The organism is Pseudomonas sp. NFACC16-2 (assembly GCF_900119205.1).
In the GTDB taxonomy this organism is placed as follows: Bacteria; Pseudomonadota; Gammaproteobacteria; order Pseudomonadales; family Pseudomonadaceae; genus Aquipseudomonas; species Aquipseudomonas fluorescens_Q.
In genome coordinates this window covers 1-25,321 of the sequence record NZ_FPIX01000046.1, presented here as the reverse complement: position 1 = coordinate 25,321, position 25,321 = coordinate 1, and the positions used below count along the sequence as shown (strand labels likewise).

General features: G+C 61.7%; 22 protein-coding genes and 1 pseudogene. 15 read left to right on the top strand and 8 right to left on the bottom strand.

From position 1 onward, the window contains the following. Nucleotides 1-42 precede the first annotated feature (42 nt). The 10 genes from tssB to BT116_RS25670 all read left to right on the top strand — a co-directional run bounded on the left by tssB (nucleotide 43) and on the right by BT116_RS25670 (nucleotide 11,825). The gene (tssB, locus tag BT116_RS25715) at nucleotides 43-549 is read left to right on the top strand and encodes a type VI secretion system contractile sheath small subunit (protein WP_003206923.1); all 507 of its coding nucleotides are present in this window, start codon (nucleotides 43-45) and stop codon (nucleotides 547-549) included. 2 nt (nucleotides 550-551) lie between these two features. Further along, complete coding sequence (tssC, locus tag BT116_RS25710; protein WP_063323773.1) at nucleotides 552-2,048, top strand: type VI secretion system contractile sheath large subunit; 1,497 nt, start codon at nucleotides 552-554, stop codon at nucleotides 2,046-2,048. 159 nt (nucleotides 2,049-2,207) lie between these two features. Then, on the top strand, nucleotides 2,208-2,696 hold the full coding sequence (locus BT116_RS25705; protein WP_003206927.1) for an Hcp family type VI secretion system effector: 489 nt from the start codon (nucleotides 2,208-2,210) through the stop codon (nucleotides 2,694-2,696). A 79-nt stretch (nucleotides 2,697-2,775) separates the two neighbouring features. Beyond that, a complete protein-coding gene (locus tag BT116_RS25700; RefSeq protein ID WP_063323772.1) occupies nucleotides 2,776-3,231 on the top strand; it encodes a T6SS effector amidase Tae4 family protein in 456 nt (151 codons plus the stop codon). Further along, entirely contained in the window at nucleotides 3,228-3,677 is a 450-nt protein-coding gene (locus tag BT116_RS25695) for a hypothetical protein (RefSeq protein WP_072348182.1), read from the top strand. The genes BT116_RS25700 and BT116_RS25695 overlap by 4 nt, the downstream gene beginning before the upstream one ends. Beyond that, a complete protein-coding gene (gene tssE, locus BT116_RS25690; protein ID WP_003206934.1) occupies nucleotides 3,671-4,183 on the top strand; it encodes a type VI secretion system baseplate subunit TssE in 513 nt (170 codons plus the stop codon). The genes BT116_RS25695 and tssE overlap by 7 nt, the downstream gene beginning before the upstream one ends. Further along, nucleotides 4,180-6,039 (top strand): type VI secretion system baseplate subunit TssF, encoded by a 1,860-nt coding sequence (gene tssF / locus BT116_RS25685; RefSeq protein WP_063323770.1) that lies wholly within the window; start codon nucleotides 4,180-4,182, stop codon nucleotides 6,037-6,039. Before tssE ends, tssF begins: the two co-directional genes overlap by 4 nt. Then, nucleotides 6,003-7,055, top strand: coding sequence for a type VI secretion system baseplate subunit TssG (gene tssG, locus BT116_RS25680; protein WP_072348180.1), 1,053 nt, complete (start codon nucleotides 6,003-6,005; stop codon nucleotides 7,053-7,055). Before tssF ends, tssG begins: the two co-directional genes overlap by 37 nt. Further along, nucleotides 7,048-9,726, top strand: a complete 2,679-nt coding sequence (tssH, locus tag BT116_RS25675; RefSeq protein ID WP_072348178.1) for a type VI secretion system ATPase TssH — start codon at nucleotides 7,048-7,050, stop codon at nucleotides 9,724-9,726. The genes tssG and tssH overlap by 8 nt, the downstream gene beginning before the upstream one ends. 158 nt (nucleotides 9,727-9,884) lie before the next feature. Next, nucleotides 9,885-11,825 (top strand): type VI secretion system Vgr family protein, encoded by a 1,941-nt coding sequence (locus BT116_RS25670; protein WP_072348176.1) that lies wholly within the window; start codon nucleotides 9,885-9,887, stop codon nucleotides 11,823-11,825. Between the two features lie 171 nt (nucleotides 11,826-11,996). Here the strand turns inward: BT116_RS25670 and BT116_RS25665 are convergent, their stop codons facing one another. From BT116_RS25665 to BT116_RS25635, 7 genes are all read right to left on the bottom strand, one after another. Next, nucleotides 11,997-12,329, bottom strand: coding sequence for a hypothetical protein (locus tag BT116_RS25665; RefSeq protein WP_072348174.1), 333 nt, complete (start codon nucleotides 12,327-12,329; stop codon nucleotides 11,997-11,999). Next, entirely contained in the window at nucleotides 12,322-13,533 is a 1,212-nt protein-coding gene (locus BT116_RS31600; protein ID WP_083569192.1) for a PAAR domain-containing protein, read from the bottom strand. Before BT116_RS31600 ends, BT116_RS25665 begins: the two co-directional genes overlap by 8 nt. Nucleotides 13,534-13,670: 137 nt before the next feature. Continuing rightward, nucleotides 13,671-14,093: a GTP pyrophosphokinase gene (locus BT116_RS25655; RefSeq protein WP_072348172.1), complete on the bottom strand. Its 423-nt coding sequence runs from the start codon at nucleotides 14,091-14,093 to the stop codon at nucleotides 13,671-13,673. Beyond that, entirely contained in the window at nucleotides 14,090-14,308 is a 219-nt protein-coding gene (locus BT116_RS25650; RefSeq protein WP_256572620.1) for a hypothetical protein, read from the bottom strand. Before BT116_RS25650 ends, BT116_RS25655 begins: the two co-directional genes overlap by 4 nt. A 34-nt stretch (nucleotides 14,309-14,342) precedes the next feature. Next, nucleotides 14,343-14,606: a hypothetical protein gene (locus tag BT116_RS25645; protein WP_072348168.1), complete on the bottom strand. Its 264-nt coding sequence runs from the start codon at nucleotides 14,604-14,606 to the stop codon at nucleotides 14,343-14,345. Between the two features lie 19 nt (nucleotides 14,607-14,625). Further along, nucleotides 14,626-15,891, bottom strand: coding sequence for a PAAR domain-containing protein (locus BT116_RS25640; RefSeq protein ID WP_072348167.1), 1,266 nt, complete (start codon nucleotides 15,889-15,891; stop codon nucleotides 14,626-14,628). 35 nt (nucleotides 15,892-15,926) lie between these two features. Further along, entirely contained in the window at nucleotides 15,927-16,361 is a 435-nt protein-coding gene (locus BT116_RS25635) for a DcrB-related protein (protein ID WP_072348165.1), read from the bottom strand. Between the two features lie 248 nt (nucleotides 16,362-16,609). Here BT116_RS25635 and tssI point away from each other — a divergent pair, with 248 nt between their 5' ends. From tssI to BT116_RS25610, 5 genes are all read left to right on the top strand, one after another. Continuing rightward, entirely contained in the window at nucleotides 16,610-18,541 is a 1,932-nt protein-coding gene (gene tssI / locus BT116_RS25630) for a type VI secretion system Vgr family protein (protein ID WP_072348164.1), read from the top strand. An 18-nt stretch (nucleotides 18,542-18,559) separates the two neighbouring features. Further along, complete coding sequence (locus tag BT116_RS25625; RefSeq protein WP_072348162.1) at nucleotides 18,560-18,994, top strand: DcrB-related protein; 435 nt, start codon at nucleotides 18,560-18,562, stop codon at nucleotides 18,992-18,994. A gap of 52 nt (nucleotides 18,995-19,046) precedes the next feature. Next, entirely contained in the window at nucleotides 19,047-19,394 is a 348-nt protein-coding gene (locus BT116_RS25620; RefSeq protein ID WP_256572617.1) for a hypothetical protein, read from the top strand. An 84-nt stretch (nucleotides 19,395-19,478) separates the two neighbouring features. Continuing rightward, nucleotides 19,479-23,873, top strand: coding sequence for an RHS repeat-associated core domain-containing protein (locus tag BT116_RS25615; RefSeq protein WP_072348160.1), 4,395 nt, complete (start codon nucleotides 19,479-19,481; stop codon nucleotides 23,871-23,873). 5 nt (nucleotides 23,874-23,878) lie between these two features. Then, nucleotides 23,879-24,502, top strand: coding sequence for a hypothetical protein (locus BT116_RS25610; RefSeq protein WP_072348158.1), 624 nt, complete (start codon nucleotides 23,879-23,881; stop codon nucleotides 24,500-24,502). Here BT116_RS25610 and BT116_RS25605 read toward each other — a convergent pair. Continuing rightward, nucleotides 24,499-25,014: pseudogene (locus BT116_RS25605) on the bottom strand (protein kinase); the annotation flags it as partial. The gene BT116_RS25610 and the pseudogene BT116_RS25605 overlap by 4 nt on opposite strands. Between the last annotated feature and the right edge of the window lie 307 nt (nucleotides 25,015-25,321).

The following is a 25,321-nucleotide window of genomic DNA, read 5'->3' as shown; positions in this document are numbered from 1 at the left end:
GATGACGCCAACACCGTCGCTCAAGCGACCAGGAGCAGCAACGTGGCGAAGCAAAGTTCTCAGAAATTCATCGCGCGCAACCGCGCGCCTCGAGTGCAGATCGAGTACGACGTCGAGCTCTACGGCGCCGAGAAAAAGGTCCAGTTGCCCTTCGTCATGGGGGTAATGGCCGACCTCGCCGGCAAGCCCGCCGAGCCTCTGGCAGCGGTGGCTGATCGCAAGTTCCTCGAGATCGACGTCGACAACTTCGACTCGCGCCTCAAGGCCATGCAGCCGCGCGTGGCGTTCCATGTGCCCAACGAACTGACCGGCGAAGGCAACCTGAGCCTGGACCTGACCTTCGAAAGCATGGACGACTTCAGCCCGGCGGCCGTGGCCCGCAAGGTCGACTCGCTGAACAAGCTGCTCGAAGCGCGCACCCAGTTGGCCAACCTGCTGACCTACATGGACGGCAAGACCGGCGCCGAAGAAATCATCATGAAGGCGATCAAGGACCCAGCGCTGTTGCAGGCCCTGGCGAGCGCGCCGAAGCCAGCACAGGACCAATGATCATGACTGACAATACAGCCCGCGAAGGCGTGCAGAACCTCGGCGCGACAGAAGAAACCAGCGAGTTCGCGTCCCTGCTGCTGCAAGAATTCAAACCCAAGACCGAGCGCGCCCGCGAAGCCGTCGAGACCGCTGTGCGTACCCTGGCCGAACAGGCCCTGGCGCAGACCGACCTGGTATCCAACGACGCCATCAAGTCGATCGAATCGATCATCGCCGCCATCGACGCCAAGCTCACCGCCCAGGTCAACCAGGTCATCCACCACCCCGACTTCCAGCAACTGGAAAGCGCCTGGCGTGGCCTGCACTACCTGGTCAACAACACCGAGACCGATGAGCAGCTCAAGATCCGCGTACTCAACATCTCCAAGACCGACCTGCACAAGACCCTGAAGAAATTCAAGGGCACCGCGTGGGACCAGAGCCCGATCTTCAAGAAGATGTACGAAGAAGAATACGGCCAGTTCGGCGGCGAACCTTACGGCTGCCTGGTCGGCGACTACTACTTCGACCAGTCGCCACCGGATGTCGAGCTGCTGGGCGAACTGTCGAAAGTCTGCGCGGCCATGCACTCCCCGTTCATCGCGGCGGCATCGCCGACCGTGATGGGCATGGGCTCGTGGCAGGAACTGTCGAACCCGCGCGACCTGACCAAGATCTTCACCACCCCGGAATACGCCGGCTGGCGCTCGCTGCGTGAATCGGAAGACTCGCGCTACATCGGCCTGACCATGCCACGCTTCCTGGCGCGCCTGCCGTACGGCGCCAAGACCGACCCGGTGGAAGCCTTCGCCTTCGAAGAAAACACCGACGGTGCCGACAGCTCCAAGTACACCTGGGCCAACGCCGCTTACGCGATGGCGGTGAACATCAACCGTTCGTTCAAACACTTCGGCTGGTGCTCGCGCATCCGTGGCGTGGAGTCCGGCGGTGAAGTGGAAAACCTGCCGGCCCACACGTTCCCGACCGATGACGGTGGCGTGGACATGAAGTGCCCGACCGAAATCGCCATTTCGGACCGCCGTGAAGCGGAACTGGCGAAGAACGGCTTCATGCCGCTGCTGCACAAGAAAAACACCGACTTCGCCGCGTTCATCGGCGCCCAGTCGTTGCAGAAACCGGCCGAATACGACGACCCGGACGCCACCGCCAACGCCAACCTGGCCGCGCGCCTGCCGTACCTGTTCGCCACTTGCCGTTTCGCCCATTACCTCAAGTGCATCGTGCGCGACAAGATCGGTTCCTTCAAAGAGAAGGACGAGATGCAGCGCTGGTTGCAGGACTGGATCCTCAACTACGTCGACGGTGACCCGGCGCACTCCACCGAGACCACCAAGGCCCAGCACCCGTTGGCTGCCGCCGAAGTGATCGTCGAAGAAGTCGAAGGTAACCCGGGGTACTACAACTCCAAGTTCTACCTGCGTCCGCATTACCAGCTCGAAGGGCTGACCGTGTCGCTGCGCCTGGTATCGAAACTGCCGTCGGCCAAGGGCGCATAACACCGACCTTGATGTGATCGCTCCCACGCTCTGCGTGGGAATGCCGCCCGGGACGCTCTGCGTCCCCGTGACGCGGAGCGTCACCCGATGCGTTACCACGCAGAGCGTGGGAACGATCAACAAAACACAATGTGGTTAGAAACCACACAGGGAGAAAACATGGCTGTTGATATTTTCATCAAGATCGGCGACATCAAGGGCGAGTCCATGGACAAGGCCCACAAGGACGAGATCGATGTCCTGAACTGGAGCTGGGGCATGTCCCAGTCCGGCAACATGCACGTGGGCAGCGGCGGTGGTGCGGGCAAGGTCAACGTCCAGGACCTGTCGCTGACCAAGTACGTCGACAAGGCGTCGCCGAACCTGATGATGCACTGCGCCAGCGGCAAGCACATCGACAAGGTCAAGCTGACCGTGCGCAAGGCCGGCGGTGAAAGCCAGGTCGAGTACATGATCATCAACCTGGAAGAAGTGCTGGTTACGTCCCTGAGCACCGGCGGCTCGGGCGGCGATGATCGCCTGACCGAAAACGTCACCCTGAACTTCGCCAAGGTGCTGGTGGATTACCAGCCACAGAAAGCCGACGGCACCAAGGAAGGCGGTCCGGTCAAGTTCGGCTGGAACATCCGTCAGAACGTCAAGGTGTAATCGAACACGCCCCCGGTGCCACGCGCCGGGGGTGTTTGGTGCTTGCTCGAATCCAATCCTTTACAGCGCGGTGTGAGTCATGGCCAAGCCTTCGTTTATCAATCTGTGGAAAGCCTATTCCGATCTGCTGGTGACCTACCCCGACGCGAAACCCTGTGATGGTCCGTGGGCAAACCAGTGCGCTATCCGCATGAGCATCACGCTCAATACAGAGCTGACCATCAAGGTCAACAAGTCCACCTACACCGAACCCAAGTGTGCACATGAGCACGCCAGGGGGGCCGAATCGCTGGCGAACTGGTTGTGGAAACATCACCTGGGCCGCCCGTTGATCCTCGGCGGAACTGCCGCGGACCGACGCAAACTGCAAGACAAGACCGGCCTGATTTTCTTCAAGGATTGCTTCCAGCAATTGGGAGAGTCTTCGGACGGTCGCACCGGCGACCATATCGACCTCTGGAACCGTGGCCTGACCCTCGGGTATGACGATCCGGCCTATCGATCCAGGGCGATCTGGTTCTGGGAGCTTTTATGAACAAGGCTCGTTGCGCTGTATTGATTGGCTGCCTGTTTTCGAGCCTGACAGCCTGTGCCGGACAGCAAGCCTCATCGGCGACTTCAACCGCAGCGGTGAATCAAGTCGTCGTGATGGGCGGGCAACAGTTGACGCTGGTCGATGACCAACAACGCTGCGCGCTACGCAAACCAGACCAGACGCTAATGCCACTCGACATGCCATGGCCCTGCCAGTTCACGGTAGACAGACAAGGCAAATCGCATGTCGAGACCTTTGGCAAGGTGCCTATTGTCATTGTTCTTCATTTCTCGACCGCGGCTCAGAACAGTCCGCAATGTCACTCCGAGTACCGCGCCATACGCCTGGTCAATGGGCAACTCGAACCCTCGATAATCGCTCGCCGCGCCAGCTGCATGGGTGGCACAGGTGACCAGAAGAATTACACAGGCCTTTTCACTTGGTAACCGAAATCGCCACCCGCGATCGCCTCCAGCCCTCCCTATTGGACCGGTTGACCGACGACGATCCGACCAATCCCAAGGAAAGCGCCGACAAACGCGTGCTGTCCCTGACCCAATTGAAAGCCTCGGTGCTGCGTGACCTGGCGTGGCTGCTCAACACCACCTCATTGCTCAGCGCCGATGCCACGTTGCACACCCCGGCGGGCACGTCGGTGGTGAATTTCGGCCTGCCGGCACTGGCCGGTAACAGCGCGTCGAACGTCGATGTCTCGGCCCTGGAAACGCTGATCCACCAGGCCATTGCCACGTTCGAGCCGCGCATCCTGCGCCACACCCTGCGCGTGCGCGCCCGGGCGACGGCCGAGATGAACCACAACGCCTTGAGTTTCGAGATCGAAGGCGATCTCTGGGCCCAGCCGGTGCCGCTGCGCCTGATGCTGCAAACCGACCTGGACCTGGAAACCGGTCATGTGCGCGTGGTCAACGCCGACCAGCGGAGACGCTCATGAACCCGCGCCTGCTGGAGCTGTACAACCAGGAACTGCACCACGTGCGCGAAAGCGCCGCGGAGTTCGCCAAGGAATACCCGAAGATCGCCAGTCGGCTGACCTTGTCCGGCATGGACTGCGCCGACCCGTATGTCGAGCGCCTGCTGGAAGGCTTCGCCTACCTGACGGCGCGGGTGCAGCTCAAGCTCGACGCCGAGTACCCGACCTTCACCCACAACCTGCTGGAAATCGCCTACCCGCACTACCTGGCGCCGACACCGTCGATGACCGTGGTGCAATTGCAGGCCGACCCGGACGAAGGCTCGCTGAGCAGTGGCTTCCCGCTGCCGCGCGATACCGTCCTGCGTGCCGCCCTGGGGCGTGAAACCCAGACCTGCTGCGAGTACCGCACCGCCCACGCGGTGACGTTGTGGCCGTTGCAGGTCAGCCAGGCCGAGTACTTCGGCAACCCCTCCGCCGTGCTCGGGCGCCTGGCCGCCAGCGAGCCGAAAGCCAAGGCCGGCTTGCGCCTGACCCTGCGCACCGGCGCCGAACTGCCGTTCAACAGCCTGGCCCTGGACAACCTGCCGCTGTACTTGAGCGGTGCCGACGAACAGCCCTTCCGCCTCTACGAACAACTGCTGGGCAATGCCTGCGCGGTGTTCGCCCGCAAGCCCGGCGGCGACTGGGTGGAGCGGCTGCCACAGGATGCGTTGCGCTCGCGCGGCTTCGACGATGCCGACGCCGCGCTGCCGGTGGTGCCGCGCGCCTTCCAGGGCTATCGCCTGTTGCAGGAATACTTCGCCCTGCCCCACCGTTTCCTGTTTGTCGACTTCACCCAGTTGAGCCGCGCGGTCAAGCGTTGCGACGGTCAGGAACTGGAACTGATCGTGCTGTTCGACCGGCACGATCCGAGCCTGGAAGGCAGCGTCGGCGCTTCGCAGTTCCTGCCGTTCTGCACCCCGGCCATCAACCTGTTCCCCAAGCGCCTGGATCGTATTCACTTGTCGGATCGGGTCAACGAACACCACGTGATCGCCGACCGCACCCGGCCGATGGATTTCGAAGTGCATTCGCTCAGCGGCCTCACCGGCCACGGCACCGGGCCGGAGCAGCCGTTCCTGCCGTTCTACGCCGTGCGCGATCCGTCCCGTTATGGCCGCGACCAAGCCTATTACACGGTGCGGCGCGAACCGCGCGTGCTGTCCAGCGACCAACGGCGCAACGGCCCGCGCTCGACCTACATCGGCAGCGAAACCTTCGTCAGCCTGGTGGACAGCCAGCAGGCGCCTTATCGCCACGACCTGCGCCAGCTGGGCGTGACCGCGCTGTGCACCAACCGCGACCTGCCGTTGTTCATGAGCGTGGGCAACGGCAAGACCGACTTCACCCTGGCCGACAGTGCGCCGGTTGGCGCCGTGCGTTGCGTGGCAGGTCCCAGTCGCCCACGGGCCAGCCATGCCCACGATGCCAAGGCCTGGCGGCTGATCAGCCAACTCTCGCTGAACTACTTGTCGTTGAGCGAACAAGGCCAAGGCGCGGCCGCCCTGCGCGAACTGCTGCGCCTGTACGGCGACAGCAACGACGCGGCGCTGCAATTGCAGATCGAAGGCCTGCGCGAAGTCAGCAGCAAGGCCTGCACCCGACGCTTGCCGATGCCCGGCCCGATCGTGTTCGGTCGGGGCCTGGAGATCACCCTGGAATTCGATGAAAACGCGTTTCGCGGCACCGGGGTGTTCCTGCTCGGCGCCGTGTTTGAACGCTTCCTGGCACGCTACGTGTCGATCAACAGTTTTACCGAGACGGTGATCCGTACCACCGAACGCGGCGAGATCATGCGATGGAAAGCCAAGCCCGGACGTCGTCCGACCCTGTGAGTACCCTGGACGCGATGCACCAGGAACCCTGGGAATACGACTTCTTCCAGGCGTTACGGCGCATCGAGTGCGAATTCCCCGAGCTGCCGCGCCTGGGTCATTCCCTGCGCCTGGCCGACGACCCGCTGCGCCTCGGGCAACGGGCCGAGTGCACCTTCGCCCCGGCCACCTTGGCCTCGGTGCAACCGGGCAGCGACGGTACGCCGGCGCGCCTGGAGCAGTTCTTCTTCGGCCTCGGCGGCCCCAACGGCCCGATGCCGCTGCACATCACCGAGTACGTGCGCGAACGCCAGCGCAACAACGCCGACAGCACCAGCAAGCGCTTTCTCGATGTGTTCCACCATCGCCTGCTCAGCCTGTTTTATCGGGCCTGGGCCGAAGCGCGGCCGACGGTCAGCCACGATCGCCCGGACGATGACTATTGGTCGGCGCGCCTGGCCGCACTCAGCGGTCGGGGCATGCCGAGCCTGCTCAAACAAGGGCTGATCCCCGACACGGCGAAGCTGCACTACAGCGGCCACCTGTCGGCGCAAACCCGCTACCCGGACGGCTTGAAGGCCATCCTCAGCGAGTACTTCGGCCTGCCGGTGGAGATCGAAGAATACGTCGGCCAATGGCTGGAATTGCCCGAACGCAGCCGCGTCGGGGTCAGCGCTCATCAATTGGGCGTGGACTTCTGCCTGGGCCGCTTCGTGTGGGATCGCCAACACAAATTCCGCATTCGCCTGGGGCCACTCAAGCTCGACGACTACATGGGCATGCTGCCCGGCAGCCAACCGTTCAACGAGCTGGTGGCCTGGGTCGCCGAATACCTGGGCCATGAATTGGACTGGGACCTGAACCTGGTCCTGGCACAACCCGAAGTCCCGGCACTGCAACTCAATGGTCGCTTCCGCCTGGGTTTCAACACCTGGCTGGGGCGCCCCGAAACCGATGCCAACGATCTAATACTGGCCCGGCATTACGCCGAACAGGCCAACACCTCACAGACCTCAAGGAGCCATGAGCATGGGTGAAATCAGTCGCGCCGCGTTGTTCGGCAAACTCAACAGCGTGGCCTACAAAGCCATCGAAGCCGCCACCGTGTTCTGCAAGTTGCGCGGTAACCCTTATGTGGAACTGGCCCACTGGTTTCACCAGTTGCTGCAACTGCAGGACTCGGACCTGCACCGCATCATCCGCCAGTTCAACATCGAGCCGGCGCGCCTGGCCCGTGACCTCACCGAAGCCCTGGACCGCCTGCCACGGGGTTCGACGTCCATCACCGACCTGTCGTCCCACGTGGAAGAAGCCGTGGAACGCGGCTGGGTCTACGGCAGCCTGATGTTCGGCGAAAGCCAGGTGCGCACCGGTTACCTGGTACTGGGCATTCTCAAGACCCCGAGCCTGCGCCACGCGCTGTTGGGGCTGTCGTCGGAGTTCGACAAGGTCAAGGTCGAGGCGCTGAGCGAACGCTTTGACGAATACGTCGGCGACTCGCCGGAAAACGCCCTGACCGCCAGCGACGGTTTCAATGCCGGTGCCGTACCGGGCGAAGCCAGCGGCGCCATGGCCCCTAGCGCCATGGGCAAACAGGAAGCCCTCAAGCGCTTCACCGTCGACCTCACCGAGCAGGCCCGCAGCGGCAAGCTCGACCCGATCGTCGGCCGTGACGAAGAGATCCGCCAACTGGTGGACATCCTCATGCGCCGCCGGCAGAACAACCCGATCCTTACCGGTGAAGCCGGCGTGGGCAAGACCGCCGTGGTCGAAGGCTTTGCCCTGCGCATCGTCGCCGGCGACGTACCGCCGGCCCTCAAGGACGTGGAACTGCGCAGCCTCGACGTGGGCCTGTTGCAGGCCGGCGCGAGCATGAAAGGCGAGTTCGAACAGCGCCTGCGCCAGGTCATCGAAGACGTCCAGGCCTCGCCCAAGCCGATCATCCTGTTCATCGACGAAGCCCACACCCTGGTGGGTGCCGGTGGCGCCGCCGGCACGGGCGACGCAGCCAACCTGCTCAAGCCAGCGTTGGCCCGTGGCACCTTGCGTACCGTGGCGGCCACGACCTGGGCCGAGTACAAGAAGCACATCGAGAAAGACCCGGCCCTGACCCGCCGTTTCCAAGTGGTGCAAGTGGCCGAGCCGTCGGAAGACAAGGCCCTGCTGATGATGCGCGGCGTGGCTTCGACCATGGAAAAACACCACCAGGTGCAGATCCTCGACGAAGCCCTGGAAGCCTCGGTCAAGCTGTCTCACCGCTACATTCCCGCGCGCCAGCTGCCGGACAAATCCGTGAGCCTGCTGGACACCGCTTGCGCCCGCGTCGCCATCAGCCTGCACGCCGTGCCGGCCGAAGTGGACGACAGCCGTCGGCGCATCGAAGCGCTGGAAACCGAGCTGCAAATCATCGCCCGTGAACACGCCATCGGCGTGGTCATCGGCACTCGCCAGACCCAGACCGAAAGCCTGCTGAGCGCCGAGCGCGAACGCCTGGCCGAGCTGGAAAGCCGCTGGGCCGAAGAGAAAACCCTGGTGGACGAACTGCTCGCCACCCGCGCCACCTTGCGTGAGCGCGTCGGCGTGGTAGACAGCGAGGACGGTAGCGAAGCCAGCCACGATTTGCGCGAGAAACTGGTGGACCTGCAACAGCGCCTGACCGCCCTGCAAGGCGAAACCCCGCTGATCCTGCCGACGGTGGATTACCAGGCCGTAGCCTCGGTGGTCGCCGATTGGACCGGTATCCCGGTGGGCCGCATGGCCCGCAACGAACTGGAAACCGTGCTCAACCTCGACCAGCACCTGAAAAAACGCATCATCGGCCAGGACCACGCCTTGCAGATGATCGCCAAGCGCATCCAGACCTCCCGCGCCGGCCTCGACAACCCGAGCAAGCCGATTGGCGTGTTCATGCTCGCCGGCACCTCCGGCGTGGGCAAGACCGAAACCGCCCTGGCCCTGGCCGAAGCCATGTACGGCGGCGAGCAGAACGTCATCACCATCAACATGAGCGAGTTCCAGGAAGCCCACACCGTGTCCACCCTCAAGGGTGCGCCACCGGGCTACATCGGTTATGGCGAAGGCGGCGTGCTGACCGAGGCCGTGCGGCGCAAACCGTACAGTGTGGTGCTGCTGGACGAGGTGGAAAAAGCTCATCCGGACGTGCATGAAATCTTCTTCCAAGTGTTCGACAAAGGCGTGATGGAGGACGGCGAAGGCCGGGTGATCGACTTCAAGAACACCTTGATCCTGCTGACCACCAACGCCGGCACCGAGTTGATTGCCGACGTCTGCAAAGACCCGCAGAACGTACCGGAGCCGGAAGAAATCGCCAAGGCCCTGCGCCAACCGCTGCTGGAGATTTTCCCGCCGGCCCTGCTCGGTCGCCTGGTGACGATCCCGTACTATCCGCTCAGCGACGAGATGCTCAAGGCCATCACCCGCCTGCAACTCAACCGCATCAAGAAGCGCGTGGAGAGCACCCACAAAGTCGCCTTCGACTACGACGACGCGGTGATCGATTTGATCGTCTCGCGTTGCACCGAAACCGAAAGCGGCGGGCGCATGATCGACACCATCCTGACCAACAGCCTGCTGCCGGACATGAGCCGCGAGTTCCTGACCCGCATGCTCGAAGGCAAGGCCTTGGCCGGCGTGCGGATCAGCGCCGTGGATAACGAATTGCAGTACGATTTCAGCGACGCGGCCTGACGGTAAGGAACACCGCAAAACCCTGTGGGAGCGAGCTTGCTCGCGATAGCGCAGTCACATTCAACATCCATGTTGACTGACATACCGCCATCGCGAGCAAGCTCGCTCCCACAGTTGTTCCAATCAGCGGCGCAGCCATTATCACGATGAGATAACCGATGTTATTCAACCAAGCCTCACGCCTGGCCAAAGTCACCAGCCCCCTGGGACCCGAGGTGCTGTTGCTCAAGGACATGGGCGGCGGTGAAGAGTTGGGGCGGCTGTTCAACTACGAGTTGCAGCTGCACTCGCTGGACAACGCCATCGACTTGAATCAGCTACTCGGCAAACCCATGTGCGTGAGCCTGCAACTGGACGGCGGTGGCGAGCGCTACTTCCATGGCATCGTCGCCCGGTGCAGCCAGAACGTCGACCAGGGCCAGTTCGCCAGTTACCAGGCGACGTTGCGGCCGTGGTTGTGGCTACTGACCCGCACCTCCGATTGCCGGATTTTCCAGAACCTGACCATCCCGCAGATCATCAAGCAGGTGTTCCGTGATTTGGGCTTTTCCGATTTCGAAGACGCCCTGAGCCAGACGTATCGCGAGTGGGAATACTGCGTGCAGTATCGCGAGACCAGTTTCGACTTCGTCAGCCGGCTGATGGAGCAAGAAGGCATCTACTACTTCTTCCGCCACGAGCAGGGCCGCCATGTGCTGGTGCTGGCCGATGCCTACGGTGCCCACACCAAGGCGCCCGGCTACGGCTCGGTGCCCTACTACCCGAAGAACGAGCAGCAGCGCGAGCGCGACCACATCCACGACTGGCACCTGGCCCAGGAAGTCCAGCCCGGTTCGCTTGAGCTCAACGATTACGACTTTCAACGCCCCAGTGCACGCATCGACGTGCGTGCGGCCATGCCTCGCCCCCACGCGGCCGGCGACTATCCGCTGTACGACTACCCCGGCACCTATGTGCAGAGCCAGGACGGCGAGCACTACGCCCGTACCCGCATCGAAGCCTTGCAGACCCAGCACGAACAGGTCGAGTTATCGGGTAACGCTCGTGGCCTGGGCTCGGGGCATCTGTTCAGCCTCACCGGCTTCAGCCGCCAGGACCAGAACCGCGAATACCTGATCGTCGGTGCCCGCTATTACATTTCCCAGGAGAGCGGTGAGACCGGCGGCAGCGCGCCGACCGCGCAGTTCGAAAGCAGCTTGACCTGCATCGACGCCCAGCAGAGTTATCGCCCACTGGCGACTACCCACCGCCCCATCGTCAAAGGCCCGCAGACCGCGTTGGTCGTGGGCCCCAAGGGTGAGGAAATCTGGACCGATCAGTTTGGCCGGGTGAAGGTGCATTTCTACTGGGACCGACACGACCAGTCCAACGAAAACAGCTCGTGCTGGATTCGTGTGTCGCAGGCCTGGGCCGGCAAGAATTGGGGCTCGGTGCAGATCCCGCGCATCGGCCAGGAAGTGATCGTGAGCTTTCTGGAGGGCGACCCGGATCGGCCGATCGTCACCGGTCGCGTTTATAACGCTGAACAGACCGTGCCCTATGCGTTGCCTGCCAATGCGACTCAGAGCGGCATTAAAAGCCGTTCGAGCAAGGGTGGCACGCCGGCGAATTTCAACGAAATCCGCATGGAAGACAAGAAAGGCGCCGAGCAGCTGTACATCCATGCCGAGCGCAACCAGGACATCGTGGTCGAGGTGGACGAGAGCCATTCGGTGGGCCACGACCGCAACAAAAGCATCGGCCACAACGAAACCGTACGGATTGGCCAAGACCGACTGCGGGCCGTGCAGCGCAACGACGCATTGCTTGTCGGTGGAGCCAAGAGCGACAGCATCAGCACCCAATACCTCGTGGAGGCGGGTTCGCAGATTCGACTGGTCTGTGGCAAAAGCGTGCTGGAGTTCAATGCCAGTGGCGAGATCAATATCTCGGGCACCGCGTTCAATATCTACGCCAGTGGCAATGGCAACATCGACACCGGCGGCCGTTTGGACCTCAACTCTGGAGGCGCCGGCGAAGTGGATGCCAAGGGCAAGGGCATCAAGGGTGTGATCGACGCGGCGGTGAAAGCGTTGTTCCCGGCAAAGGCCAAGCACTGAGGTTCATGGCCGGAACAACCGTGGCGAGGGAGCTTGCTCCCGCTGGGCTGCGTAGCAGCCCCTTTTTGTGAGCGCTTCGTACTCAAGCGGGAGCAAGCTCCCTCGCCACGGGTTCATCGTTACCACCCAGGCAGAACCTGTGTGCCCGGTGGACCCAGGCATCTTGAAATTTCACTCGTTCGTAAGCCGGTATTGACCGGGCTGCGTCCACGCGACTCGCAAGTACTTGCCGCTCAGCAATTGCTCGTCACGAAGATATTCAAAAACTTCGGAGGGACACCACTCCTTGCCCGCCGAAAAGGCCACGCCCAATGAACGGAGTGCATCGAATACCTTAGCCTTCTGCGTGTTGTCCGCGACCTGCAAAACGTAGATATCTTTCTCTGCAGCATTCGAAAACCCGATAGCACGCAGGGACGAATCCAACGCGCTATCGATGACCTGGACACGAATCACATCGCCGTCCGCTTTTTCCACGTAGGCCTTCAGCACATCATTAATCACTGACAAATACCTCGGTTAAAGTTTTAATGCCGTTCGCATCCTTTGTCGGAATCGACTCGACGACCATCTCCGGGGCGCCACCCGGCAAGTGTTTACCTGGACCTAGGAAATACTGGTTTCCTTCCATCGGGCTTCTCGGCATCCGCCCCACGAGATCATCGACCTGCCTGATCTTGAATCCGCCTTTAAGCGCATCTTTTTCCAAACCAAAGGCACGTTCCAGTTCCGCAGCCTTTTTACCACTGATGGTCACCTTGGAACGCCCCGAGAAATTTCCGATGACATCGGTGATGCCTTTCTTATCGGAAACAAAAGTACCGGCCCGGCCAATCGTCGGGTAGGCGTCCCATGCCGTGGGGCTAATGTTGAACCCTCGATTGTCCTTGAGCATCTGTTCCTGTCGCTGGCGCGCCAAGATCGTACGCTCGGCCGCAGTCATGGGCCTGCGTGCCAGCTTCGGCCCGGCACCGAGCAGGGCCATCCCTGCCACGCCTTGAAACAAGTCCCGATATCCGGGGCCGAGACGATCGCCCAAATCCCCCAGCAGTTCCATGCCGGCATACAGCGCACCACCGACGGCCAGAGCGCCGAAGAAAGCGGCGGCTCCAGCAAAAGCCGCAAGCAACAAGGCTCCGCCCGCCGCCAACAACCCCAAGGCCTCCAATCCGGTGTGCATCCACCCTTCAAGATCCAGGACAAACGCCACCGACACCGTCGGCCCACCGATGAATGTATTCGGGCTCCCGCTCTTGATGTGCGCGCCGCAGACCATTTTGCTGTGCAAGCGCGCCGCCGGTTTGCCGTTGATGAAGACCGTGGCGCTGCCTTCGGCGATCAGCACCGGGAAGGGCCAGATCGGATGGTTCATCGGCAGCCCGGTGCAGGAAGATGAAGTGTCTTCACCCGCCCGCATGGCATTGCGGCTGTTGATGTAGACGTTGAAGCTGCCCATTATCAACGCCCCCGTAGTGGGCTCGGGCAGGTTGAATATGGTCGAGAGGCCCTTGACGATCTGGAACATCGACAAGCCGCCAGCGGCAATCGAGCCGGCCATGATCGCCAGGGCCACGCCGCCCGTGGCAACCGTCGCCGCAACGACCGCGGCGCCGATCAAGGCACCGGCCACGGCCCCGGCGACCATCGCGGCCAACCCGAACCCGTGGGCTATTTCATCCCCCAGACGTGCTGCAGCCTGTGCATCCATTGCGAAAATCCAACTTACTGGTTGTATGACTGCACAGGAGAGTTATCGATGACCAGAGATCGCTGGGCACGGTCAGAGCGAACGCAGCGCCGGTCTTGCCGCGTTGTCTTTCAACGAGCAGACGGCGGCGACATGATTCATTGCTCTTGCAGGTAACGCAATGCCCGATGATATTTCGCGGCGCGTTCCAGATCCTTGTCTCGCACGACGGGCAGCCGAGTGAGGTCAAGATTGTCGTGGATGTCCGCTATTTTCACTTTGGTCGCCAGTGGATTGGGACGAATCCGGGCGATGAATTGTTCATAGGACTCGCCCTTGCGCTTGGTCAGGCAGTCGATAGCCGTCACCACAACCTCGGGAATGCCAAGCCCGCGCAGCTCATCCAGCGTGACATCGCCGTCTTCGACCACATCATGCAACAGGCTGACCAGTTGCTCTTCAAGCCCGTCGAACTTCATCATCAGGCGCAACGGGTGGAGGATGTAGGACTTGCCGGCCTTATCCACCTGGCCCGCGTGGACCCTTGAAGCCAGGGCGATTGCAGCGTCCAGAATGCTCATTGGCGATCAAAGCCCTTCTCGTATTGTTCTTTGGAAATCTCGCGACCATACAAGACGGCGTCGTTGTACAGCCTATTGTCTGCGGGAACCGATTGTTCGCTTTCGGCAGCACCGTAAAACTTCCTGAATACGCTCCCGGTGCGAGGGTGCCAACGGAAGGTGACCGCTTCGCAGTCGTAGTCCAGGAACACATCCCGACTGGCGAAGGCACTCAATTCAATTCCCACCGTTCCCCCTGCCCTTCGACGATCAGATGGCGGTGCCGCGGTTCGTTCCCGGTTGGACAATCAATAGCTCGTCCAGCTCACGCTTCCTGCAACGCGCCACAAAAGGCAGCGCCGCATCCGGGTCACGCTTGAACAGCTCGAAGGTCGCCTGATTGATTTCATAATATTCCTCGTAGTCGACCATGCCGTTGCTCACCGGTATGGAGACATAGAATCGACCCGAATCCTGTTCGATACCCACGCAGAACATGTGTTCGCGACTGACCAGAACATCTTGAAATTTCATGACTTGCCTACCTCTACCGTCATAATGGCGTCCAACTGAAGTCTTTGGGCAAAATGCCCCCGGCATCGATGACCGCCTCGCTGGCGCCGGTCGGCAGTTTGCCGCCTGGGATCCAGAATTCGTTGGCGCCAGCCTCGTTACCTGAAGGAATCCGCAGGTTCATGTCTTTAGGCGCGGGGATATCGACCCGCACCAGGGTACTACTTTCCAGGGTATTTTCTGGCAGCCCTAGCGCCTTCTCCAATGCGCGCTTGTCGCCCTTGGCATTGGCAATCAATTGATCGGCTTCAGCCTTGGGCATCAGGAACGTCGTGCCGTCGCGCTGGGCGATGCCGTACTTGTCCAGGTTGGCCTTGGTGGTGAAGCGCGAGGCACCGTTCTCGAACTGGGCCAAGTGTTCTTTCACATACTGCGGTGACAGGTACGTGTCGGCGTCAGGTCGCGACCCCTTCGGCATGGCCAGGATATCGGCCTCGGTCACGCCAGGCTTGTACTTGGGCGGCGGCAGTTCGGCAGGCTTGGCCGCCTTCGCCATCTTCGGACTCAGCCCCAGCATGGCCATGCCGGCGACCCCTTGCAGCAGGTCCCGATAGCCAGGCCCCAGGCGGTCACCTAAATCACCGAGAAGCTCCATCCCCCCTACGATCAGCCCGCCCACCACCACGAACTCGACGAGCACGGCGATACCCGCCATGGCGGCCATGACCAGCGCAGCACCTGCCGCCAACAACCCCAACACTTCCAGCCCGGTGTGCATCCACCCTTCAAGATCCAGGACAAACGCCACCGACACCGTCGGCCCACCGATGAACGTATTGGGGCTGCCGGTCTTGATGTGCGCGCCGCACACCATTTTGCTGTGCAAGCGTGCGGCGGGTTTGCCGTTGATGAACACCGTGGCGCTGCCTTCGGCGATCAGCACCGGGAAGGGCCAGATCGGATGGTTCATCGGCAGCCCGGTGCAGGAAGATGAAGTGTCTTCACCCGCCCGCATGGCATTGCGGCTGTTGATGTAGACGTTGAAGCTGCCCATTATCAACGCCCCCGTGGTGGGCTCGGGCAGGTTGAAGATCGTGGAGAGGCCCTTGACGATCTGGAACATCGACAAGCCGCCAGCCGCAATCGAGCCGGCCATGATCGCCAGGGCAACGCCGCCCGTGGCAACCGTCGCGGCAACGACCGCAGCGCCGATCAAGGCACCGGCCACGGCACCGGCGACCATCGCGGCCAACCCGAACCCGTGGGCTATTTCGTCACCCAGACGTGCTGCAGCCTGCGCATCCATGATGTGTATGAGTACTCAGTGGGACGTATCGATGCTCAGGCGATCGGAGGCTGTGGCTTGAACGAATGCATCGCCACCTTCCAGGCCGGCTCGTGATAGGCGAAATCGTTCGGTGTGGTGGTCAAAGTGGTGATCACCACGGATGGTTTACGCTCGATGAACACCTGGCGCAGCATCAGGTCGCGCCCCTCGCGCTGCCAGGTGTAGTCCAGCAATGTAGCGGTGTGCCCATGCAGCACGGTGTCCCAGCGCTGCACCAGCTTGAAGCCCGGTAGTTGCTGCTCCGCGCTTTTGAGTTGGCGGTCCACGTACTCGGCAAAAGGAGCGTCGCCCTGAGTGGTATCGCGGCTGATGACGAAACTGGCTTCTTTAGCAGGACCGACTGCCGGCAGCTTGAAAATATTGATGCTCTGGTCCTGCCAGGTATCGGGGATTTCGAGATCGGCTTCTTGAATGCGGTAAGAGGTCACAGTAATCGCTTTCCATGGACGTGAGGTGACGCGCGAAGGAGCAGATATTCAAGTAATGCCTGGTAACAATCAAGAACCGGGTTCCTCTGCCTCAAGCAACGAACTACATTATGCGATCAGCGTCACTACTCTGGCGATTTCATGCCTGTGCACGAGCTATCAAAGGGCGCGATCGCTTGATCTTCAACGTCAAAAGCCGGCAATCTTGCGCAGCGTCAAATGGACTGCGGCAGCGATAAGGACAACCGATGCTATTCAACCAAGCCTCACGCCTGGCCAAGGTCACCAGCCCCCTGGGACCTGAGGTGCTGTTGCTCAAAGATATGGGCGGTGGCGAAGAATTGGGGCGGCTGTTCAACTACGAGTTGCAGTTGCACTCGCTGGACAACGCCATCGACTTGAATCAACTGCTCGGCAAGCCCATGTGCGTGAGCCTGCAGCTCGATGGCGGTGGTGAGCGCTACTTCCATGGCATCGTCGCCCGTTGCAGCCAGAACGTCGACCAAGGCCAGTTCGCCAGTTACCAGGCGACGTTGCGACCGTGGTTGTGGCTGCTGACCCGCACCTCCGATTGCCGGATTTTCCAGAATCTGACCATCCCGCAGATCATCAAGCAGGTGTTCCGCGATTTGGGCTTTTCCGATTTCGAAGACGCCTTGAGCCAGACGTATCGCGAGTGGGAATACTGCGTGCAGTATCGCGAGACCAGTTTCGACTTTGTCAGCCGCTTGATGGAACAGGAAGGCATCTACTACTTCTTCCGCCACGAGCAGGGTCGCCATGTGCTGGTGCTGGCCGACGCCTATGGCGCCCACACCACGGCCCCCGGCTACGGTTCGGTGCCGTACTACCCGAAGAACGAGCAGCAGCGCGAGCGCGACCACATCCACGACTGGCACCTGGCCCAGGAAGTCCAGCCCGGTTCGCTTGAGCTCAACGATTACGACTTCCAACGCCCCAGCGCACGTATTGACGTGCGCTCGGCCATGCCGCGCCCACACACGGCCGGCGACTATCCGCTGTACGACTACCCCGGCACTTACGTGCAAAGCACCGACGGCGAACACTACGCCCGCACCCGCATCGAAGCCTTGCAGAGCCTGCACGAACAGGTGGAACTGGCCGGCAACGCCCGGGGCCTGGGCTCGGGGCATCTGTTCAGCCTCACCGGCTTCAGCCGCCAGGACCAGAACCGCGAATACCTGATCGTCGGTGCCCGCTATTACATTTCCCAGGAAAGCGGCGAGACCGGCGGTGGCGCGCCGTCGGCCCAGTTCGAAAGCAGCCTGACCTGCATCGACGCCCAGCAAAGTTACCGTCCACTACCGATCACCCATCGACCCATCGTCAAAGGCCCGCAGACTGCGTTGGTCGTGGGCCCCAAGGGCGAGGAAATCTGGACCGATCAGTTTGGCCGGGTGAAGGTGCATTTCTACTGGGACCGGCACGACCAATCCAACGAAAACAGCTCATGCTGGATTCGGGTGTCGCAATCCTGGGCCGGGAAAAACTGGGGCTCGATGCAGATCCCGCGCATCGGCCAGGAAGTGATCGTGAGCTTTCTCGAGGGCGACCCGGATCGGCCGATCATCACCGGTCGCGTTTACAACGCGGAACAGACCGTGCCCTATGCGTTGCCTGCCAATGCGACTCAGAGCGGCATTAAAAGCCGTTCGAGCAAGGGTGGCACGCCAGCGAATTTCAACGAAATCCGCATGGAAGACAAGAAAGGCGCCGAGCAGCTGTACATCCATGCCGAGCGCAACCAGGACATCGTGGTCGAGGTGGACGAAAGCCACTCGGTGGGCCATGACCGCAACAAGAGCATCGGCCACAACGAAACAGTGACCATCGGCAACAACCGCCTGCGCATCGTCAAGCAGGAGGACATCCTCTCGGTGGGCCAGCGCAAGACCGACAGCATCAGCCAGAGCTACGTCATCGAAGTGGGCGAGAACCTGCGCCTGGTGTGCGGTGAAAGCATCCTGGAGCTCAACGCCAGCGGCCAGATCAACCTGAGCGGCGTGCAAATCAGCTTCTACGCCAGCGGCGATGCCGAGTTCAACACTGGCGGCGTGCTGCACCTGAACAACGGCGGCGGCCCCGGTGCCACGCCGGACGGCCAGGGCGTCAAGGGCAGCATCGACGCCAATATCAGCGCCGCGTTCCCCAAGGGCTAACTTCGAGATTTATGCGCCATGACTTACCGCCTCAATGAATTCCAGCTCCAGCTGCCGCCCAGCGAGTTGCTGGACGCGACGATCAACATCCTCAAGTTCCCCGAACTGGGCACCTCCTTGATCGTCAGTCGCAGCCTGCTGGCCGACGGCGAGACCCTGCAAAGCAACCTCGACGACCAGCTCAAGCGCCTGGAAAAACAGGTCCAGCAACTGCGCTGCCAACCAGGCGCCACCGTGCGCGTGGGCGCCAACCAGGAAGTTGAAGCCATTGAATTGCGCAGCCAGTTCAACAAGGGCAACGAAAAGGTCTTCCAATATCAGCTCGCACTGGTACTGCCCGGCACTCGCAAGATGCTTGCCTTGAGCTACGTGAAAGCCGAGAAGCTGGGTGATGCCGAGGCGGCGCATTGGGCGACGATCAAGAGCTCGCTGGTGTTCGACACCCAACCCTGACCCTTGCTCGCGATAGCGGTGGGTCAGCTTGCATGGATGCCGGATAACGGTGATGCAGCCCCGGCAGCTGTCGACGTACAACCTTACCGGCAACACACTGATTCCTTTGGCAGGTTTCAACATGGGACTGGAAGACGAATACGTGGGCGATGACGGTTGGCGAAGTTTTGTACGCTTGTATGAAGAGGATTATCTCGATGACAACGCGCGTACGTTGGCCAAGGCCATGGATGAGCACCTTGATTTGGCCGTCGTGCTTTATGGTAAAAGAGGGCTCGAAGAAGGGTTGTGGTGGATGGAGCAAAAAGTGCCCGCGCTAGGTGATCTACGCCCCACCGATTGTCTCAAGAAACCAAAGCTGATCAAGCGCCTGAAAATGGCATTAATGGGCATGCCGTAACCCACAAGGACACCGGCGCAATGGAAGGCACCAAATTGCTTGAACCCACGATCATCAGCCCCCCTACCCGCCTGAGCAACGTGCATGTCTGACGCGCTCTGGGCCGCCCGCCTGGGCGATGCACTCAACCACACCTCGATGATGGCCGACATCCTCGGCGGTGTATTGGAGGTGGCGGCCAACATCGCGATCACCGCCCTGGCGACCGCCGCCGTGGTCGCGGCCACGGGCATCACCGTCGCCACTGGCGGCCTGGGCTGCTTCGTCCTGGGCCTGGTGGTGGGCACCGTCGTCGGCCTGGCCATGAGCAAGACCGGGGCCGACAAAGGCCTGAGCAATTTATGCGAGGGCATCGGCAACGCCCTCTTTCCGCCTACGGTGCAGGCCAACATCCTCACCGGTTCCAAGGACACCTTCACCAACAACATCCCCTCGGCCCGTGCCGCTGGGGCGATCGAGTCCCATGTCGCCCCGGCCGGCACCGAACTCGAAGCGCCCGAACCCAGCTACCTGGACATGGCCGAGAGCTTCTTCTCGCAGATGTGGCGCCCGACCGTCGCCACGCCAGCCCCCGGCGCCGTGCCCAAGCCCGAGGACCTGGTGATCTGCACCAAGCACCCACCCATGCCACCGCAGTTCATGGCCGAAGGCTCGGACAAGGTCACCATCAACGGCCAGCCCGCCGTGCGCAGCGGCGACCGCAGCACCTGCGATGCGACGGTGGTGTCGGCTGGATTGATCTCGCCCAACGTGACCATTGGCGGCGGCTCGGTGGTGGTGCGCGAGATCCGCAGCGGCAAGACCCCGGGCGTGGGCTTGGCGGTCACCGCACTGCTGATGCTCAAGGGTGGCAAGGGCAAGTTTTTCAGCAAGCTGCCGTGCATGTTGGTGGGCGGCGCGGTGTCCATGGCCGCCAGCAGCGCGGCGAATGCGGCCGCCAATGCGGCCATGGGCTCGTCGAACCCGGTGCATGCCGCCACCGGAGCCAAGGTGCTGGGCGCTGACGAGGACCTGGATTTCGTCTTGCCCGGCATCCTGCCGATTGACTGGCAGCGCGTCTACAACAGCCGCGACGAACGCCGCGACAGTTTGTTCGGCGCTGGCTGGAGCGTCGCCTACGAAGTGCAGGTGGAAATCCAGCCCCACCCCGAGGGCGGCGAAACCCTGATCTACACCGACGAACAGGGCCGGCCCATCGACATGGGTTCCATCCCCTTGGGCGGCGCGGTGTTCAGCGCTGGCGAAGGCCTGGCCGTGCGCCGCCATGTGAACGGGCAATTGCTGATCGAAAGCGAAGACGGCCTGTACCGCTTGTTCGAACCTTCGCCAGCCAACCCCTCACACTTGCGCCTGAGCCAACTGGGCGACCGCAACGACAACCGCATCCACCTCGACTACGACGACGCCGGACGCCTGGTGCGGCTGCGCGACACCTTCGACCTGGTGCACGTCGCGCTGATCCGCGCAGGCGAACGCGTCACCCACATCGAGCGCCTCTACCCCGACCAATCGCGGGAAGTGCTGGTCAGCTACGCCTACGACGCGGCCAACACCCTCGCCGAAGTGCGCGACGCCAGCGGCCAGGTGCAACGGCGCTTCCGCTACGACGCCGGGCAACGGATGGTCGAGCACCAGTCGCCCAGCGGCCTGCATTGCTTCTACGAATGGGCCCTGATAGACGATCAGGAATGGCGCGTGGTCCGGCACTGGACCGACGAAGGCGACGCCTACCAGTTCGACTATGACCTCAAGGCCGGCATCACCCGCATCAGCGACAGCCTGCAACGCGTCAGCACCCGGCAGTGGAACAGCCAGCACCAGATCACCCACTACACCGACAACCTCGGCCAGACCTGGCTGTTCGAATGGAACGACGAACGCCAGTTGCTCAGCGCCACCGATCCACAGGGCGGCCAGTACCAATTCAACTACGACGACGCGGGTAACCTGATCGGCGAAACCGACCCATTGGGCCGCAGCGAATCCACCCTCTGGCTCGAACACTGGGCCCTGCCGCTGGTGGACACCAACGCCGCCGGCCACAGCTGGAAGTACCGTTACGATCAACGCGGCAACTGCACGACGGAAATCGACCCGCTGGGCCACGTCACCCGCTACCGCTACGACGCCCACGGCCAGGTCGTGGAGATCATCGACGCCACCGGCAAAAACAAAAAGCTGCGCTGGAACCCGTTCGGCCAATTGGTGGAACACGTCGATTGCTCGGGTTACCCGACGCGCTTCAGCTACGACGCCCGCGGTTACCTACACACCATCACCGACGCCCTCGGTGAGCGCACCCAATTCAGCTACGACGCCCAAGGGCGCCTGCTCGGCAGCCAATTACCGGACGGCCGCACCGAACACTACCAGCGCGACACCGCAGGCTTGCTCACTGGCTACACCGACCCGGCCGGGCACACCACGCTCTACCAACACAACCGCCGCGGCCAGGTCCGCCAACGCACCGACGCCCAGGGCCGGCAAGTGCAGTTCACCTACGACAGCTTCGGCCGGCTGCAAGCGCTGACCAACGAGAATGGTGAAAGCTACCGGTTTGCCTGGGATGCAGGGGATCGGTTGGCCGAACAACAAGACCTGGACGGCAGCGCCAAGCACTACGACTACGACCGCCTCGACAACGTCGCGGCAGTGACGGCGATGCCCGCGCCCTACGGCACAGGCCTGGCGCTCATTCCCGAAACACCGCCGGCACCCATCGTCCATCGCCTGGAACGCGACGCCGTCGGGCGGCTGATCACCAAGGTCACCGACGATGGCCGCACCGAATACAGCTACGACCCGCTGGACCAACTCACCGCCGTCACCTTCACCGACCGGCAGGGCAACGCCCAGACCCTGAGCTTCGCCTACGACGCCCTCGGCCAGTTGCTCGCCGAAAACAGCGCCGCCGGCAGCCTGCAGCACCACTACGACGAACTCGGCAACCTGATCCAGACCCAACTGCCCGATGGCCGCGGGGTCAACCGCCTGTACTACGGCAGCGGCCACCTGCACCAGATCAACCTCGACGGCCAGGTCATCAGCGACTTCGAACGCGACCGCCTGCACCGCGAAGTGCTGCGCACCCAAGGGCAGATCAGCACCCGCAGCGAATACGACCGCAGCGGCCGCCTGCGCACGCGTCAACGCCGCCACAGCGGCCAACCCTCGCTGCTGCCGGCGGCGGTGCAAAAACACTTCGAGTACGACCCCGCCGACAATCTCATCGGCAAACTCGACCAGCAACCCGCCGCACAACAGCGCCAGCTACTGCACTACGACGCCACCGGCCGCATCATCGCCAGCCAGGACAGCCTGCACGGCCAACGCGAGACCTTCACTTACGACGCCGCCGCCAACCTGCTGGACGGCCCGGCTCCCGGCGCCGGGCTGGTGGTGCACAACAAATTGCTGACCTACCAGGACAAGCGCTACCGCTACGACGCCTTCGGCCGGCTGATCGAAAAACGCAGCGCCAAACGCGGCATGCAACACTTCGCCTATGACGCCGAAAGCCGCTTGATCGAGGTGCGCAACGACGACGGCAGCGTGGTCAACATGGCCTACGACCCGCTGGGCCGGCGCATCGCAAAAACCGAGCACGACAACCACGGCTACCCGCTGGGGGAAACCCGTTTCACCTGGGACGGCCTGCGCCTGTTGCAGGAACACCGCCACCAGCAAACCAGCCTCTACCTCTACGAAGACGACGGCTACGAACCCCTGGCCCGCGTCGATGGAAGCGGCCCGCTGCAAAGGATCCGCTACTACCACAACGACCTCAACGGCCTGCCGGAACAACTCACCGAGGCCGACGGCCACAACGTGTGGCAGGCCACGTATCGGGTGTGGGGCAACACGCTGGAAGAAGTGCGTGAACCGTATTACATCGAAGAGCAGAACCTGCGATTCCAGGGGCAATACCTGGACCGGGAAACCGGGCTGCATTTCAATACGTTCAGGTTTTATGATCCGGATGTGGGGCGGTTTACTACGCCGGATCCGATTGGGTTGCTGGGCGGATTAAACCTTTACCAATATGCACCGAACCCCCTGACCTGGATTGATCCATGGGGATGGGCCTGCAAAAGCGCAGTCAGTGGCAATAAAGGCCGAACCAAGGCGCTTAACGATCTCAAGCGCAACAAATTCAAGATCGTCGCGGAGGAAGTCACCATGAAGGTCAATGGGAAACGCATTCGCGCCGACTTCGTCGCCAGAGACCAACGCGGAAAACTGCACGTCTTTGAAGTCAAGCATGGCACAGGGAAACTCACTCCCAACCAGACCGACTCCAAAGTCTTCGACATGACGAAGCCGGCCAACACCACGCAACATCTGGGCGGAGGCACGATCAAACCCTCCGCCGGCACGAAGGGATCGTTCAAGGTTGATACCAAAGGCAAGCCTGGCGTACCGCTAGGCGGCAAAGGCGCCCAGCATAACGCCACCTTCAATCTTTTAATTTATAAGTGACTACCATGAGCCAAGAAATTCGCAAAAGCGTGGAAGTGGAACTACTGGCGTTGCTGAAGCAAACAACATCACCCCACTTGGACCTGAAGGCCAGCAAAAACAAACTTGGCCTGCTCGCTGCCAAGGAAAAGCTTGGGGAAATCTACGTTCAACACCTGACCAAAGCCGATGGCTATTACGCGGGAATGGAGATCTATACCTGCGAGGCTTTCAGCTTCTGCAAAGAGCAATCCCCGCCCTACGAGAGCCGGCTGTTGAACGCATCGTTTTTGTCCAAGAGCTCCTTGTCGGAGGAAGCAAAACAATTTGGTGACGAGTTGGGCGGCATCATCAGAACTCCCGCCCCTCAAGCCATTGGCGCAACCGTCAAAAAAATAAGCGAACGGCTTGAGAAGTTTTACCTGCCCAAGGCAGAGCACAGCGTTCTTGGCTCGCCCGCATTAATCGATGACGTGTTAGCCGAGCCGGATAACTATGCGTTTCCATTCCTAACGATTGTCTTTGTAGCGCATAAAAATAATCTGAGCCTGGATTCGGATGTGCTCAAGAAAGCTCTGGCGACTAAATCAATATTTGGGAACAAGCAGTTCGACCTGACGCTTGCGAACAAATTACTAGGCGCAGGTTAAACGCAATGCCTGTGAACAACTCGCTCCCACAGGAGACTGTCACCACCAGGACGCCCCCCTCCCAATGCATCACGCAACTGAGCCGCACTAATACGCCATTGCCCCGGATCAAGCGCCAACGCCTGGCCAGCAACGCCTGGGTAGGTTGCGCGGTGCCTTGAGCCCGCGCTCCAACCGGGCATCGCGAGCCTCGGTGGCGGGTAACTGTCGGAACGGGTGTTGGCCGCTCGCCAGTCATACAATACGCAAGCCACACCATAGACATCGGCACCCGCTGACAGGGGCGCACCTTCAAGCAGTTCAGGCGCCGCGTAACCTGGCGTCCAGGCGTTGAGGCGCTCACGGTTCAGGTTCGGCAGATGCTGCGAGGGCCCTCCCTCGGCCAGGCCCAAGCCAAAATCGAACAGACGCAGGCCCTCCTCGCTCAACATGACGTTGCTCGGCTTCATGACGCCATGCAGTACGCCCCGGCCGTGGGCGTACGCCGCACCATCAACCTGTGGCGAGGGGATTTATCCCATAGGCGCTAACCAAACCCCTCGCCCCGTAGCCCGTCTCGCTGGTATCCCCGCGTGTTTCGCGGGGACTCACGTAAAGCATTGCTAAAGTAATCCCATTGCTCAAGGCAATCGAATAGCGACAAACATGGACCGATTGCGCCACAAAGCAGCCAAAGGACAAACGCCATCTCACGCCAGCGAGAGCGCCGCAGATCCACCTGCTCCCGTTCGTTTTTTTGTGAGCTCTTCCTTTGGCTCAGGGGAAAAATGCTCGCCTTCTGCGATCAACCGCTCGATCAGGCAAGCCACCAATAATTTC